We start from the raw sequence: 14,513 nt of genomic DNA, 5'->3' as shown, positions 1-14,513 counted from the left end.
GGGGGGAACCTCCATCGTGGCCAGACGGAAAGTGCAAAAGCGCAAAGCCGGAGCCGGGAAAGTCATCGCAGAACCGAATATGGGGAATGGGCCGCGGTTTGCCAATGCTCGTTTTGGCGAAAGAGTTGGCAATTGCGCCCCCGACCTTTAGCTTCGAGCCTCCATGCCGCAGACCCGTCACCGCCAGGGCGCTTTGCTCGCGCTGCTTGCCGCCCTTCTCTTTGGGGCGGGAACGCCGCTCATCAAGCTGTTCTTTGGCGCGGTCGATCCCATCTGGCTCGGCGCGCTGATCAGCCTCGGCTCCGGGCTCGGGGTGGCGGCGGTCATGCGGGTGCGCTGGCGCATCGGCCCGCTCGTCACCCGCGAAAACCGGCTCCCCTTTGCCGGATCGACCCTCATCGGCGGAGCCATGGCTCCCGTGCTGCTCGTTTGGGGCATCTCCCACGCCCCGGGTTCCGCCGCCGCGCTGCTCCTTAACCTGGAGGCCCCCTTTACCACGCTCATCGCCTGGCTCTTTTTCCGGGAGAAAGTCGGCGTGCGTTTCCTCGTGGGCCTGGCGCTTGTGACCCTCGGGAGCATCGTCGTTTCCTTGCATGAGGGGGGCGGGCAGGGGCGCGTTTTGGCCGGGTTCGCCGTCGCGGGGGCCTGCCTCTGCTGGGCCATCGACAACAACTGTACCGCTCAGCTGAAAGGCGTTGAGCCCGCGCAGTTCGCTATTTTCAAAGGACTCTTCGCGGCCTTGCTTCTTTTCCCGCTCGGCGTGGGTCGGGTCGGTTCGAGCATCGGCTGGAGCCTGACCGGTGCGGCCCTGCTGGTCGGCGCGTGCAGCAACGGCATTGCGCTGCTGGTCTTTGTCATGTCCATCCAGCGGCTCGGGGCCGGGCGCACCGCCGCCTACTTTGCCACCGCCCCGTTTGTCGGAGCCGCCGCGTCGGTGGCTGTGCTGGGCGAACCCGTCACCCCCCACCTCCTGGCCGCCGCCGCCCTGATGGCCCTCGGTGTGGGCATCCTTCTTTCCGAACGGCACGTGCTTCCCGAGCGGGTCTAGGTTTTCCCCTCCGCATTTTTGCCTTTTCCTCTGGCCCCGACTCTTTCATGGTGGGGCTCCTTTTCTATGAGCAGCAGCAGCGACCGGCGCAAACCGTATCCTTTCGACCTCTTCGAGCCCCTTTGGCAGGCTTACTGGGACGAGCACCAGACCTTCCGCGTGGCCAATCCCGGCGAACCCGGCTTTGACCCCTCGCGGCCCAAGTTCTTCGTCCTCGACATGTTCCCCTACCCGAGCGGCGCGGGCCTGCACGTCGGCCACCCGGAGGGCTACACCGCCACCGACATCATCGGCCGCTACAAGCGCATGAACGGCTTCAACGTCCTGCACCCGATGGGGTGGGACTCCTTCGGCCTGCCCGCCGAGCAGTACGCCATCAAGACCGGCCAGCACCCCGCCGTGACCACGGCCCAGAACGTTGCCCGGTTCAAGGCGCAGCTGAAAAAAATCGGTTTCGGCTACGACTGGTCGCGCGAAATCGCCACCAGTAACCCCGAGTATTACCGCTGGACCCAGTGGATTTTCCTCAAGCTCTACAACGCCTGGTTCAACCCCGCTACGAACAAGGCCGAGCCGATCTCCACCTACACGGGCTCCGACCCCGACCGCGTGCGCCTGGCCTACGTCTCCGAGGCCCCGGTGAACTGGTGCCCCGAGCTGGGAACCGTGCTGGCCAATGAGGAAGTCATCGACGGCAAGAGCGAGGTCGGCGGCTTCCCCGTCGAGCGCCGACCGATGCGCCAATGGATGCTCCGCATCACCGCCTTTGCCCAGCGCCTCATCGACGAACTCGAAGGGCTCGACTGGCCGCAGTCCATCAAGCTTCTCCAGGAAAACTGGATCGGCCGCAGCGAGGGGGCGGAAGTGAAATTCCAGCTCGAAGGCGGCGCGGAGACCGTCACCGTCTTCACCACCCGGCCCGACACCCTTTTTGGCGCGACCTACATGGTCGTGGCCCCCGAGCATCACCTCGTCGACCGCATCACCACCGAGGAACAATGGCCCGCCGTGCGCGAATACCGCGCCAAGACCGCCCGCAAGAGCGACTTGGAGCGCACCGAGCTTTCCAAGGAAAAATCGGGCGTCTTCACCGGGGCCTACGCCATCAATCCCGTCAACGGCGAGAAAATCCCCATCTGGATTGCCGACTACGTGCTCCAGGGCTACGGCACCGGCGCGATCATGGCCGTGCCCGCCCACGATGAGCGCGACTACGAGTTCGCGCAGAAATTCGGCCTGCCCATCAAGCCCGTCGTCCAGGCCCCCGGCAAAACGCCCGAGGAATCGCTCGGCTTCTGCGAGCATGGCACCGCAGTTAACTCCGGCTTCCTCAACGGCCTCCCAACCGCCGAAGCAAAAGCGAAAATGGGCGCGTGGCTCGAAGAGCGCGGCCTGGGCAAGCTCACCATCAATTTCAAACTGCGCGACTGGCTCTTCTCCCGCCAGCGTTACTGGGGCGAGCCCTTCCCGATCGTTTGGGAAAACGGCCAGCACCGCGCCATTTCCGAGAGCGAACTCCCGCTCACCCAGCCCGAACTGGCCGACTTCAAGCCGACCGGCACCCCCGAGCCGCCCCTCTCCAAGGCCACCGAGTGGGTTCGCTACAGCGAAACCGCCACGCGCGAGCTCAACACCATGCCCCAATGGGCCGGGTCCTGCTGGTACTACCTGCGCTACTGCGACCCCTCCAACGCCAGCCGCTTCGTCAGCGAAGAAGCTGAGCGTTACTGGATGGGCGGCGGCAAACCGACCTCCAAGCCCGGCGGCGTCGATCTCTACGTCGGCGGCACCGAGCACGCCGTGCTTCACCTCCTCTACGCCCGGTTCTGGCACAAAGTCCTCTTTGACTTGGGCTACGTCTCCACCCCCGAGCCCTTCCAGCGCCTGGTCAACCAAGGCCTCATCATGGGCGAGGACGGGCAGAAAATGTCCAAGAGCCGCGGCAACGTCGTCAACCCGGACGATGTGATCCTGGATTACGGTGCCGACGCCCTGCGCCTTTACGAAATGTTCATGGGCCCGCTGGAAGCCAGCAAGCCGTGGAGCATGACCGGCGTGGAAGGCGTCTCGCGCTTCCTCGCCCGCGTCTGGCGCTTGGTCATGCAGGAGAACCAGGCCAGCGAATGGGAGCTGGGGCCGCTCTCCGCCGAAGCCGCGCTCGACCGCGCCCAGCAGCGCGTCATCCACGCTACCATTAAGAAAGTCGGCGAAGACATCGAAGCCCTCAGCTTCAACACCGCCATCGCACAAATGATGGTCTACGTGAACACCTTTACCGGCGTCACCCCCCGGCCCGTAGCCGCCATCCGCACCCTGCTAATCCTCCTCAACCCCTTCGCCCCGCACCTCACCGAAGAGCTCTGGGCGCGCCTCGCCGGGGCCGGTTTTGCCGGGTTCGAGGGCCTGGTCGTCGATCAGCCGTGGCCGCAGTTCGACCCCGCGCTCTTGGTCGAGGACGAGGTGGAAATCCCCATCCAGGTCAATGGCAAGGTGCGCGATCGCCTCACCGTCTCCAAGGACGCCGACAAAGCCGCCCTCGAAGCCGCCGCGCTCGCCAACGCCAAAGTCCAGGAATTCACCGCGGGCAAGACCGTCAAAAAGATCATCGTCGTCCCCGGCAAACTCGTGAACATCGTCGCGGTATAGGTTCTAGTACCAAATCCCCTTAATACTGAGCACCTAGAACTTGGTCTTTGGCCTCGTTCCCAATCTCCAGATTGGGAACGCCAGTGTGTGGCGAAACTCCGTTTCGCAGCCGTGGGGGGGGGAATCTGGAGATTCCTGGACAACCTGCGTTACGAATCTGGAGATTCGTAACGAGCCCCGTGATGAGCCCGTGAGCCCAGTCGGTGCCGGGGGTTAAGCCTCGCGGGCCCGTTTCCAAAAAAAATAGCCGGAAGTGCAGGCGCTTCTTCATGCACTTCCGGCGTTTACCCAACCCCCACAGCGAATCGGGGGTCCTAGCTCCGACTTGCTGGGGGATCGGGTAACACCCACACCTGGAGGACCCAGGCGTGAGTGGAGTTGCGCGGGTGTCCAAGTCCCCCTTGATTCCCGCGCAGTTACCCTCAAATCTACTTTTCCTGTTTAAGGGGCCGGGGGAGGAACCGGGGCGCCTTCCGGCGGCCGGTGAGCCTTACGGGCCGCTTCCAGCTTATCGAGCACCGGCCCGATGGACGGATCGGCCTTCAAGAGCGCCGCCTTTTCAGCCTCCTGTAACGCCTTGCGAGCGGCGTCGGCTTTGTTGCGGGCTTCCACTACGGCGGGGTCGTCCTTAGCCTTCTGATGCGCGGCTTTCAGCTGCTCGCGTTCGGCGGGCGTCAGGGATTCCCAAGCCTCCCTCAGCGGACCGCCAGGGCCGCCGGGCCCCTCGTGATTTTTCCAGCCTTCGCGATGATGGCGCGGGCCCTCGGCGGGTGTTGCCGACGGCGTTGGTGTGGCGTCCTGCGCGAGGGCAGTAATTGCCGAGGTTGCGGCCACAAGGGCGAGCGTGAGTATTGTACGTTTCATAACCATTGGTGATGTTTGGCTTAACGAGGAATGTTTCGTTCCTACACATCAATAGACGCCTGAATTGTTAAGCCTTGATTGAGATAAGCCCCCGAAATCGTTAATTCTCGGTTAATCTCCAAACAGCCCTCCTACTTTTAAATTTGACGAAAGTGCCCTTCGTAGAAGAAACTGGCGATTCTCTCCACATGCGTCACACACTCTCGGTATTGGTAGAAAATAAATTTGGCGTCCTTACGCGCATCGCCGGAATGTTCAGTGGCCGTGGGTTCAACATCGACACCCTCAATGTCGGCCCGACCCGCGACCCGAGCCGGTCGCGTATGACCATCGTCGTCATGGGCGACGATGCCGTCCTGGAACAAGTCACCAAACAGCTCAACAAACTCATCGACGTCATCGAGATCGAAGACTTCCGCGACGGCGACTACGTCGACCGCGAGCTGGTACTCCTGCGCGTCAACGTCAACCCGCAGACCCGCGCCGAGGTCATGCAAATTTGCGACATTTTCCGCGCCAAGATCATCGACGTGCAGCACCTCAACGTCGCCATCGAAGTCACCGGCAACGAAAGCAAAATCGAGAAATTCCTCTTCCTCATGGAACCCTTCGGGATCAGCGACCTCACCCGCACGGGCAAAGTCGCCGTCTCCCGCCATCAATAAAACTTTTCCCCCCCGACTAAATACCAACCAGAAGTTATGTCCGCCAAAATCTATACAGACAAAGACGCCACCCTCGATGCCCTCAAAGGCAAAACCTGTGCCGTCATCGGTTTCGGGTCCCAGGGTCACGCCCACGCGCTCAACCTTAAAGACTCCGGCGTCAAAGTCATTATCGGCCTCTACCCGGGGAGCAAATCCCGCGCAGTCGCCAAAGAAAAAGGCTTCGAAGTATTCGACACCGCCGAGGCCGTCAAGAAGGCCGACGTCATTTTCCTCGCCGTGCCCGACACCAAGATGGGCGCCGCATACAAGCAGGACGTCGCCCCCAACCTCACCAAGGGCAAGACGCTCCTCTTCAGCCACGGCTTCGCCATTCACTTTAAAACCATCGTCCCGCCGAAAGACGTCGACGTCATCCTCGTCGCCCCGAAAGGCCCGGGCCACATCGTTCGCCGCCAGTTCACCGAAGGCAAAGGCGTACCGGCCCTGATCGGCATCTACCAGAACCCGAGCAAGAAGGCCAAGAAAGTGGCCCTCGCCTGGGCCAAAGGCATCGGCGGCACCCGCGCGGGCGTCATCGAGACCAGCTTTAAAGAAGAGACCGAGACCGACCTCTTCGGCGAGCAAGTCGTCCTTTGCGGCGGCACCTCGGCCCTCATCACCGCCGGGTTTGAGACCCTCGTCGAGGCCGGGTACGCTCCCGAAATGGCCTACTTCGAGTGCCTGCACGAGCTCAAGCTCATCTGCGACTTGATCAACGAAAGCGGCATCGCCGGCATGCGTTTCTCCATTTCCGAGACCGCGAAGTGGGGCGACGTCACCGTCGGGCCGCAGATCATCGACGCTGGCACCAAGAAGCGCATGAAAGCCGCCCTCAAAGACATCCAGAACGGCAAATTTGCCAAGACCTGGATCAAAGAATACGAAGGCGGATACAAGAAGTACAACGCGCTGCTCAAGGCTGGTGAAAAGCACCAGATCGAGAAAGTCGGCGCGCGCCTGCGCTCGCTCATGCCCTGGGTTTCCAAGAAAAACATCAAGGGCGCCCAGGCCGCTTACTAAGCAGCCGGTTCCAATAGATTAACGCAAAAGCGCGATGGCTCGAAAAAGCCATCGCGCTTTTTTTTGTGGGAATGCAAGGGATGAAGCCCCGGAAGCCAATCCACTGGCAAGGAACTGAGCCTCCTTTGAGGAAACTGCATTTCCCTATCCCGGTTCCCCTGAGGCGTCTTTACAGGATTCCTTTTCTCTGATTAAGATTGTGGTTTACCCATGAACTTCCTTAAGCGACTTTTCGGCCGCGATGACAAATTCTACGACCTCCTCGAGGCCAGCGCCCGCGAGGCTCAAAACAGCGCCCGTATCCTGAGCGCCCTCATGCCAAAAATCGGCGACGACCGGGCCATCCACGAATCCCTCGAACTCCTTGCCCAAAGCCGCCGCAAGCACAAGCGCATCAGCCAGGAAATCACCACCGCCCTCTGCCGCACCTTCGTCACCCCGCTCGAACGCGAGGACATCGAGGCCCTCTCCAGCGCCCTCTCCCGCGTGCCTAAGACCATGGAGAAAATCGGCGAGCGCCTCCTCATCTGTCCGCTCAATAACCACGCCGAAAGCATGATCAAGCACGTCGCCATGCTCGAAGCCGCCACGAATACCGTCGTCGCCATGGTCAACGCCCTGCGCACCAACCCGCACGTCGAGGAGGTCGAGGACGAATACGCCCAGCTCCAGACCCTCGAAGGCGATGCCGACCGCTTCATGACCTCGCTTTTGAGCGAGCTTTTCCACGGCAAAGCCGAGGCCAAGGACGCCATCTTCCTCAAGGACATGTACGAGCTGCTCGAAAAAGCCATCGACCGGTGCCGCGACGCCGGGAACGTCGTCTTCCAGGTCGTCCTGAAATACTCGTAACAGAGCGGGAACATCACCAGCCATGACGCTTTTCCTGCTCGTCCTATTGGCGGCGCTCGCCTTTGAGTACATCAACGGCTTTCACGACGCCGCCAACGCCATTGCGACCGTCGTCTCCACCAAGGTCCTTACCCCCCGCCAGGCCATCCTCATGGCCGCGGGCTGCAACCTCCTCGGCGCGTTCTCCGGCATGGCCGTGGCCAAAACCATCGGCGCGGATATCGTGGACATCCACGTTATCACCATGCCGACCGTCTTCGCGGCGCTCCTGGGGGCCATCATCTGGAACCTGCTCACCTGGTGGCTCGGCCTGCCGTCTAGCTCCAGCCACGCCCTCATCGGCGGGCTCTGCGGCGCGGCTGTCGCCTCCACTCGCGGCGACTGGACCGTGCTGAAATGGTCCTCGGTCATCCAAAAAGCCGGCCACACCACCCACGAAGGCCTCTGGCCCAAGGTCGTCCTGCCGATGATCACCTCGCCCCTGGCCGGGTTCATCATCGGTGCCATTATCATGATGGTCCTCATCATCGTGCTTCAGAAAATGCGGCCCTACCTGATCCAGAAAATCTTCGGCAAGGCCCAGCTCGCCAGCGCCGCCTTCATGGGCTTCAGCCACGGCGGCAACGACGCGCAAAAGACCATGGGCATCATCGCCCTGGCCCTCTTCACCGGTACCAAAACCGGGGCCTTCGACAACCTGCCCCCCATCCTCCACTTCCTGCGCACCCCCACCTTTTCCATCGATAAGTGGGTCATCATTGCCTGCGCCTTGACCATGGCGGCAGGCACGGCAGGCGGCGGCTGGCGCATCATCCGCACCCTGGGGCATAAAATGGTTCGCCTCCAGCCCGTGCACGGCTTTGCGGCGGAGACCTCCGCTGGCATCGTCATTCACATTGCCACCACCATGGGCATCCCCGTCTCCACCACCCACGTCATCTCCACCTCCATCATGGGCGTCGGCGCGACCAAGCGCCTGAGCGCGGTGAAATGGGGCGTCGTGCAGCGGATTGTCTGGGCCTGGGTGCTCACCCTGCCGACCACGGCATTCCTGGGCTGGGCGGCGTTCCACTTCCTGCGCCTGATGGGCGTCTAGGGAATTCTGGCCGAGGCCGTCGAATGGCGGCCATCAAAATAACTTTTGCAAGGGAGCGCCGAACCAGCGCTCCCTTTTTGCATCCAGCTAGCGACAGCCTTGCGAAGGCGGCGCTGGGCTAGCGGAGCACCTGCGTCTTCTTTTTCTCCATCTCGGGCGGCACCTGCCCGACCACACTCGGCACCAAGCCGATGCGGTGGAACACATTGAGCAGATCCTTAATGCTCACCTTTGGTTCCTCGATCTCGAAATAGACGATATCGTGATTCCGGTCGATTTTGTAGTGCAGACCTACCATCGTCTCGAGCGCATGATCCAGCTCCAGGATGATTTTCAGGTCGCGTACACCGGCAGCGTAGACTTCGAGTTCGATCATGGCCGTAAAGGGGTGGGTGGTTTGTGCCTTTGTGACAATTAAGTAAACAATAATTGCCGCTTATCGTCAAGCTGCCAGAAGGGAAGGTACGCTATTGTTGGCGGCTCTCCACGGCTTTGGCTTGCGCCGCGCGCGTGAAGATAATATTCGTAGAAACCTGTGCTTGGGCGAAACCCCCGCTGAACGGAAAGGTAAACCCCTGCACGCCTTTTTTTATACATCCGTTTATGGAGAGCACCGATACCTCTGTTCCGACCCTGCAAACCTTGCCCGGCGATGGCGTCCGCCAGATCCTCTGGGGCTTCGCCGACCGCTACGACCTCGCCATGCTGGTCCAGTCCACCCGCTGCGTCGCCCGCGGCCCCGTGGCCCGGCTCGTCGCCGAGGGGGTGCGCAACAGCCACGAATGGACCGACGCCAAGGCCTCGCTCCTCTCCGTTTACGACGAGAGCGGCATCACTGCCGCCGGTCTCGACGTCGAGCTGGGCGGCTTCATCGAAGGGCCCAAGAACCTCGCCTTTTCGCTGATGGCCTTCGAGCTCGCCTGGGTGGACGCCGGTGCCGCCACCAGCAGCCTCGCCAGCAACTTGGGCCTGGCCCCCATCCACGAACGCGGCACGCCCGAGCAGCGGGCCCACTACCTCGGCCTCGCCGCCCCGCGCCAGCCCGGCGACGAGCGCCCGCAGATTCGCGCCGCCTTCGCGCTCACCGAGCCGATCCCCTTTGTCGGTGTTGAAACCGGCATGCTCTGTGGCAAGGCCGAAGTCGCCCAGTGGATCGACGGCGAGGAGCCCCTCCTCCACATCGACAAGCGCGCCCGGTTCATCACCGGCATGGCCTTTGCCGACGTCGTCACCGCCGCCGTCGAATCGACCGATCCCCGCATCAAAGGCAGCTTCATGGTCATCCTGGAGGCCAGCGATCCCGGCGTCTTCGACCGGGGTGTCCCGACCAAGAAAATGGTCCACCAGCTCTCCTCCACGCGCGACCCGGTGTTCAACCTCACCGTCCCCGCCAGCCGCATCGTCGGCGGCTACACCGTCAAAGACGGCGTCATCATTCCGAAATACTCCCACGGCGAAGTCATCGAAGCCGTCTTCAAGCGCACCCGCGTGCCGGTCGGCCTCATGACCACCGCCAAGGTCCTTTCCGCCATCGAGCCCGTCATCCGCTACCAGCGCAACCGCTTCCGTGGCGGCGACGGCGTCAAGCCCGGTTCGCCCCGGTTTGAACTCGGCATCCAGCAGAAAGAAGACGCCCTCCACCGCCTGGTCGACATCTGGGCGGGCGGCGAAGCGGGCGCTTCCCTCGGCTTTGCCACCGCGCGCCTTTACGACGAAGTCGACGTGCACGAAAAGACCAAGGACCGCTTCCTCGAAGAAAAAGGCCTCACCGGCCGCGCCGCCTTCAAGGTCCTCATGCAGAACCAGGCCGACGCCATCGAGCTGTGCAAACTTCCCGCCGGGGAACGCGAAGAGGCCTTCTCCAAGGCCGATCCGCTCGTCCAGTTTGCCCGCATCGACGCCCTGGCCAACGTCCTCTGCCCGGCCACCAAGCTCTGGAACACCGGCCACGGCGCGAATCTCCTGCGCGAGGCCGTCAGCCTAATGGGCGGCTACGGCATCACCGAGGATTGCCCCGCCTTCCTCTTCCAGAAATGGGGCGATGCCCAGCTCGAAGCCACCTACGAAGGGCCCGAGGCCGTCCAGCGCCTCCAGCTCTCCATCACCATGAGCAACGCCCTCTTCCTCACGCAGTTCGAGGGATGGATCGAGGAGCTCAATACCTTGGCGCTCACCAAGCCCGCCACCGGTGCGGCCGCGCTCGCCAAGGGCATGGAACTCTGGCTCTGGAGCCTGCGCCACCTGGAAACCGCCAAAGACGCCAACGGCGCGAAGCTCTATGCCAAGAGCCGCCAGGGCGTCACCTTCCCGCTGGCCGACGCCCTTTCCTGGCTGGTGGCCACGCGTCAGCAGATCGTCGACGTCCTCCGGCTCGAAGAGCAGGGGGCGGCCGATCCGTCGCTCTCTGAAGGGCTGCCCGGCACCGTCGCCTTCCTCACCGACCTGGCCCATGTCCACGCGGCCACGGCGGCGGGCGAAGCGGGGCGCATCTGCGCCGAGCTCGTCTACGGCTACAACGCCGAACCGGCAGAAATCGCCGAGTTCGCCGCCCAGCGCGCTGCCCTCGATGCCAGCCTCGCCGGATCGCGCCTCGCCAAAGACCGCGCCGCGCAGTCGCTCGCCCGGGTGATGATCCCCGAGGCGCTCGATTACCCGCTCTAGGAATTATCTCACGCAAAGACGCAAAGGCGCAAAGAAAGACAGACTTCTTCGCGTCTTTGTGTGAAATCGATGCCCAATCTTCCCGAAAACGAGATTGCCAAAATAGCAGTCGACGCAGCGTTCCATATTCACCAGGAACTCGGCCCTGGCTTGCTTGAGTCGGTTTACGAAGTTGTATTAGCTCGCGCTTTGGAAAAGAGAGGGTTAACCGTGGTGCGACAGAAGCCGGTGCCCATTTTTTATGACGGCGTCAAATTCGACGAGGGCTTTCGCGCGGATATGGTCGTGCAGAACAAATTGCTGATCGAACTAAAATCCGTCGAAACCATCGCCCCGGTACACAAGAAGCAACTACTGACCTATCTCAGACTGACCGGGACCCGTCTGGGGTTGCTAATCAACTTTGGCTCCTCTGTCATCAGGAACGGAATTTTTCGCGTCGTAAATGGCCTCGCAGAGTAGCCTCGACCCTTTGCGCCTTTGCGTCTTTGCGTGAGACTAAATGCCTTTTTTTCACGTTCGCACCCGCACTCTGTTTTGCAGCGGCTTGTGAAATCTGGATTCGTAACGAGGGGGAACAAGACAAAACGAGAGGGCTAAGCCGAAAATAGGTGTCCTAAAAAAAAGGCAGAGGGCTCACGCAAAGACGCAAAGGCGCAAAGAAAGGCAGGACCCTTTGCGTGAGAATAGAATTCCCCCTTTTTCATGCCGCGTGGAGCCCCACACCTGCGGGGCATGGGGATCTGTCTATTTTTTGCCCACTCCACACCCTCCACGCGAACCGCATGGAGGGTGTGGTGCCAGGGCCTCGGAACGAGGGAAGCAGTCTCACTATAGTGAGGTATCTTGTCAAGCGGACATTCTTTTATGCTGCGTGAATGCTCAAGACTTCCACCGTCCATTCATTTAGCGCCGCAATGGCACGGATTTTCAAAGAAGAGCGGCTGCGCAAGAACCTGACCATGAGCGCCGTGGCCGAACGGGCCGGGATTTCCCAACAAATGCTGAGTTACGTCGAACGCGGAATCCGCAAGCCAACGCTCGAAACCTTTTTCCGCATCAGTGTTGCTCTGGAAATTGATCTGGCGGAAGCCGTGACGCTGGCCGCCAAGGGTTCGCGGCGATAGGTCTTCCCCAAGTTCTTGAGTTCCTGATTAAATTCCTTCTTTGCGCCTTTGCCTCTTTGCGAGAGAATATCCCCTCCTTCCCCCCTCCCACACAAACCGCATGACCACAGACTCACCCATCGAACGCGCCCGTATGGACGTAGACATCGCCTGCGTCGGCTTCGGCCCGGCCATGGGCGGCTTTCTTTCCACGTTGACCAAAAAACTGGTCAACGAAGACGGCACCCCGGCGGTCGAAAGCACCACCATCCCCGGCATGCCTCCGCAAGTGATGTGCTACGAGCGAGCCGACGACATCGGCTTCGGCGTCTCGGGAGTCGTCACCCGCGCCCGGGCCATCCGCGGCTCCTATCCCGAGCTGGACGAGGCGGGCATCCCCATGGCCACCCCCGTCGAGGCCGAAAAAGTCCTCTACCTCCTGGACCCCACTGGCGCCAGCCGCCGCCCGGCCCTCATGAAGGCCGCCGATGCCGCCATCAAAGCCCTCAAGTGGGCCCTCCCCGTCGATCACGCCGCCCTCGACCTCCCCTGGACCCCCCCCTTCCTTCATAAAAAACCGGGCGTCGTCCTCTCCATCGGCCAGTTCATGCAATGGGTCGGCGCACAGGTCCAGGCCACCGGAGCCGTCCAGGTCTGGCCCGGCACCCCGGTCTCCGAGGCCCTCTTCGAAGACGGCAAAGTCGTCGGCGTCCGGCTCCTCGACCAGGGCGTCGATAAAGCAGGCGCACCCACCGACGGCTTCATGCCCGGCATGGATATCCGCGCCGCCCTCACCGTCATCGGCGACGGCCCCGTCGGCCCCATCGGCGCGCAGCTCGACGAACGCCTCGGTCTGCCCGAGGGCCACCGCGCCCGGGACTGGGCCATCGGCATGAAATTCGTCGTCGATCTCCCCGAAGGCACCCCGCTCAAGCCCGGCACCGTGCTCCACACCTTCGGCTACCCCGAGCCCGAAATCTTCGGCTTCCTCTACGTCCACCCCGACAACGTCGCCTCGCTCGGCATCTTCGTCCCCACCTGGTTTGACAGCCCCGTGCGCACCGCCTACCGCTACCTCCAGCACTGGATGCTCCACCCCTACCTCTGGCGCTACCTCGAAGGGGGCAAGCTCCGTTCCTGGGGGGCCAAAACGCTCGGCGAAAGCGGCCTGCACGGCGAACCGCGCCTCGCGGGCGACGGCTTCGCGCGCATCGGCGAGGGGAGCGGCACCACCAACGTCCTTACCGGCTCCGGCGTCGACGAAGCCTGGGCCAGCGGCGTGCAGCTGGCCGAGGGAGTCATCGAACTCCTCAAAGCGGGCAAACCCTTTACCAAAGAAAACCTCGAAGCCGCCTACGTCTCCCGCCGCCGCGCGAGCTGGGTCGAGACCGAGGGGCGCGTGGCCGAGAAATCGCGCAACGGCTTCCAGAAAGGCTTCATCCCCGGCCTCATCGGCATGGCCGTCACCGGCCTGACCGGCGGCGTGCTCAACCCCGGCGGCGAACCCGTCCAGCCCTACAAGCGCATCCCCACCCTGGAGGAATACTACAAAGGCCGCATCCCGGCTGACGAAATCGAGGCCATCCGCCGCGACTGCGCCGCCAAGGGGCTCCCGCTCCACGGCGCGCTCATGGAACGCGCGGGCTGGCCCGCCATCCCCTACGACGGCGCGCTCCTCATCTCCCACCAGGACTCGCTCCTGCTGGGCGGCAAAGTCCAGGCCCCTCCCGGCTACGCCGACCACGTCGTCTTCACCCACCCCGAGGTTTGCGCCACCTGCCAGGAGCGCATCTGCATCGAAGGCTGCTCCGGCCAGGCCATCGCCCCCGGCGAAGCGGGCGGCGTCCCGGCCTTCGACCGGGAGAAATGCGTCCACTGCGGCGCGTGCCTCTGGAACTGCTCCAAAGCCCGCCCCGGCGACGAAGAGCGCATGATCATCGCCTTCAAAGCGGGCGCTGGCGGCCTGCACTCGGCGGAGAACTAGGCCTCTTCCACAAATGGACATTCCACGGATCTTCACCGTCACGGAAAGCGCTCACCGCATTCACAACCCGATCACCCCCGAAAAGCTCGCCACGCTCGGCGCGGCGTTGCGGCTGGAACCGGGGACCCGGGTGCTCGACCTTGGCAGCGGTTCGGGCGAGATGCTCTGCACCTGGGCCCGCGATCACGGCGTCATTGGCACCGGCATCGACATGAGCCCGCTGTTCACCGAGCAAGCAAAGCTCCGTGCTGTTGAGATCGGGGTCGCCGAGCAAGTCAAATTCATCCATGGCGACGCTGCGGGCTATGTTGCCGAGGAGAAGGTCGGGGTGGCTGCCTGTGTCGGGGCCACCTGGATCGGCGGAGGCGTCGCCGGTACCATCGAGCTTCTAGAGCGGAGCCTGCGCACCGGGGGCATCATCCTCATCGGCGAGCCCTACTGGCGGCAGCTACCGCCCACGGAAGAGGTCGCCAAAGGGTGCCTTGCCAACGCCATCTCTGACTTTCTCATGCTGCCGGAACTTCTCGCC

General features: G+C 62.7%; 13 protein-coding genes. 11 read left to right on the top strand and 2 right to left on the bottom strand.

The window, feature by feature from the left end:
* Positions 1 to 163: 163 nt before the first annotated feature.
* Positions 164 to 1,048, top strand: a complete 885-nt coding sequence (locus tag B2828_RS01770) for a DMT family transporter (protein ID WP_479631956.1) — start codon at positions 164 to 166, stop codon at positions 1,046 to 1,048.
* Between the two features lie 66 nt (positions 1,049 to 1,114).
* The gene (leuS, locus tag B2828_RS01765) at positions 1,115 to 3,694 is read left to right on the top strand and encodes a leucine--tRNA ligase (RefSeq protein WP_479631955.1); all 2,580 of its coding nucleotides are present in this window, start codon (positions 1,115 to 1,117) and stop codon (positions 3,692 to 3,694) included.
* Between the two features lie 441 nt (positions 3,695 to 4,135).
* On the opposite strand, the gene B2828_RS01760 is transcribed toward leuS, so the two are convergent.
* Positions 4,136 to 4,558 (bottom strand): hypothetical protein, encoded by a 423-nt coding sequence (locus B2828_RS01760; protein WP_479631954.1) that lies wholly within the window; start codon positions 4,556 to 4,558, stop codon positions 4,136 to 4,138.
* A 188-nt stretch (positions 4,559 to 4,746) separates the two neighbouring features.
* Here B2828_RS01760 and ilvN point away from each other — a divergent pair, with 188 nt between their 5' ends.
* From ilvN to B2828_RS01740, 4 genes are all read left to right on the top strand, one after another.
* Positions 4,747 to 5,223: an acetolactate synthase small subunit gene (gene ilvN, locus B2828_RS01755; RefSeq protein ID WP_479631953.1), complete on the top strand. Its 477-nt coding sequence runs from the start codon at positions 4,747 to 4,749 to the stop codon at positions 5,221 to 5,223.
* Between the two features lie 36 nt (positions 5,224 to 5,259).
* Positions 5,260 to 6,285, top strand: a complete 1,026-nt coding sequence (gene ilvC, locus B2828_RS01750; RefSeq protein ID WP_479631952.1) for a ketol-acid reductoisomerase — start codon at positions 5,260 to 5,262, stop codon at positions 6,283 to 6,285.
* Between the two features lie 210 nt (positions 6,286 to 6,495).
* Positions 6,496 to 7,137 (top strand): DUF47 domain-containing protein, encoded by a 642-nt coding sequence (locus tag B2828_RS01745; RefSeq protein ID WP_479631951.1) that lies wholly within the window; start codon positions 6,496 to 6,498, stop codon positions 7,135 to 7,137.
* A 22-nt stretch (positions 7,138 to 7,159) separates the two neighbouring features.
* A complete protein-coding gene (locus B2828_RS01740) occupies positions 7,160 to 8,233 on the top strand; it encodes an inorganic phosphate transporter (protein WP_479631950.1) in 1,074 nt (357 codons plus the stop codon).
* A gap of 118 nt (positions 8,234 to 8,351) precedes the next feature.
* Here the strand turns inward: B2828_RS01740 and B2828_RS01735 are convergent, their stop codons facing one another.
* Entirely contained in the window at positions 8,352 to 8,609 is a 258-nt protein-coding gene (locus B2828_RS01735; protein WP_479631949.1) for a hypothetical protein, read from the bottom strand.
* A 227-nt stretch (positions 8,610 to 8,836) separates the two neighbouring features.
* Here B2828_RS01735 and B2828_RS01730 point away from each other — a divergent pair, with 227 nt between their 5' ends.
* The 5 genes from B2828_RS01730 to B2828_RS01710 form a co-directional block, all read left to right on the top strand.
* Positions 8,837 to 10,894 carry an acyl-CoA dehydrogenase family protein gene (locus B2828_RS01730; protein ID WP_479631948.1) on the top strand — a complete coding sequence of 686 codons (2,058 nt, stop codon included), beginning with the start codon at positions 8,837 to 8,839 and terminating at the stop codon, positions 10,892 to 10,894.
* A 69-nt stretch (positions 10,895 to 10,963) separates the two neighbouring features.
* Positions 10,964 to 11,356: a GxxExxY protein gene (locus B2828_RS01725; protein ID WP_479632000.1), complete on the top strand. Its 393-nt coding sequence runs from the start codon at positions 10,964 to 10,966 to the stop codon at positions 11,354 to 11,356.
* A gap of 455 nt (positions 11,357 to 11,811) precedes the next feature.
* On the top strand, positions 11,812 to 12,021 hold the full coding sequence (locus B2828_RS01720; RefSeq protein ID WP_479631947.1) for a helix-turn-helix domain-containing protein: 210 nt from the start codon (positions 11,812 to 11,814) through the stop codon (positions 12,019 to 12,021).
* A 100-nt stretch (positions 12,022 to 12,121) separates the two neighbouring features.
* On the top strand, positions 12,122 to 13,984 hold the full coding sequence (locus B2828_RS01715) for a 4Fe-4S ferredoxin (protein WP_479631946.1): 1,863 nt from the start codon (positions 12,122 to 12,124) through the stop codon (positions 13,982 to 13,984).
* 13 nt (positions 13,985 to 13,997) lie between these two features.
* Positions 13,998 to 14,513: SAM-dependent methyltransferase (locus B2828_RS01710; RefSeq protein WP_479631945.1), on the top strand; the 516-nt coding region annotated here is incomplete at its 3' end.

It is taken from the genome of Spartobacteria bacterium UBA695 (assembly GCA_002298145.1).
GTDB lineage: Bacteria > Verrucomicrobiota > Verrucomicrobiia > Chthoniobacterales > Chthoniobacteraceae > UBA695.
This window is presented reverse-complemented; position numbering and strand designations above follow the sequence as displayed.

Excerpts from the sequence above, each read along its gene's own strand:
- B2828_RS01770 (WP_479631956.1), top strand. The coding sequence starts at position 164 with ATGCCGCAGACCCGTCACCGCCAGGGCGCTTTGCTCGCGCTGCTTGCC.
- leuS (WP_479631955.1), top strand. The coding sequence starts at position 1,115 with ATGAGCAGCAGCAGCGACCGGCGCAAACCGTATCCTTTCGACCTCTTC.
- B2828_RS01760 (WP_479631954.1), bottom strand. The coding sequence starts at position 4,558 with ATGAAACGTACAATACTCACGCTCGCCCTTGTGGCCGCAACCTCGGCA.
- ilvN (WP_479631953.1), top strand. The coding sequence starts at position 4,747 with ATGCGTCACACACTCTCGGTATTGGTAGAAAATAAATTTGGCGTCCTT.
- ilvC (WP_479631952.1), top strand. The coding sequence starts at position 5,260 with ATGTCCGCCAAAATCTATACAGACAAAGACGCCACCCTCGATGCCCTC.
- B2828_RS01745 (WP_479631951.1), top strand. The coding sequence starts at position 6,496 with ATGAACTTCCTTAAGCGACTTTTCGGCCGCGATGACAAATTCTACGAC.
- B2828_RS01740 (WP_479631950.1), top strand. The coding sequence starts at position 7,160 with ATGACGCTTTTCCTGCTCGTCCTATTGGCGGCGCTCGCCTTTGAGTAC.
- B2828_RS01735 (WP_479631949.1), bottom strand. The coding sequence starts at position 8,609 with ATGATCGAACTCGAAGTCTACGCTGCCGGTGTACGCGACCTGAAAATC.
- B2828_RS01730 (WP_479631948.1), top strand. The coding sequence starts at position 8,837 with ATGGAGAGCACCGATACCTCTGTTCCGACCCTGCAAACCTTGCCCGGC.
- B2828_RS01725 (WP_479632000.1), top strand. The coding sequence starts at position 10,964 with ATGCCCAATCTTCCCGAAAACGAGATTGCCAAAATAGCAGTCGACGCA.
- B2828_RS01720 (WP_479631947.1), top strand. The coding sequence starts at position 11,812 with ATGGCACGGATTTTCAAAGAAGAGCGGCTGCGCAAGAACCTGACCATG.
- B2828_RS01715 (WP_479631946.1), top strand. The coding sequence starts at position 12,122 with ATGACCACAGACTCACCCATCGAACGCGCCCGTATGGACGTAGACATC.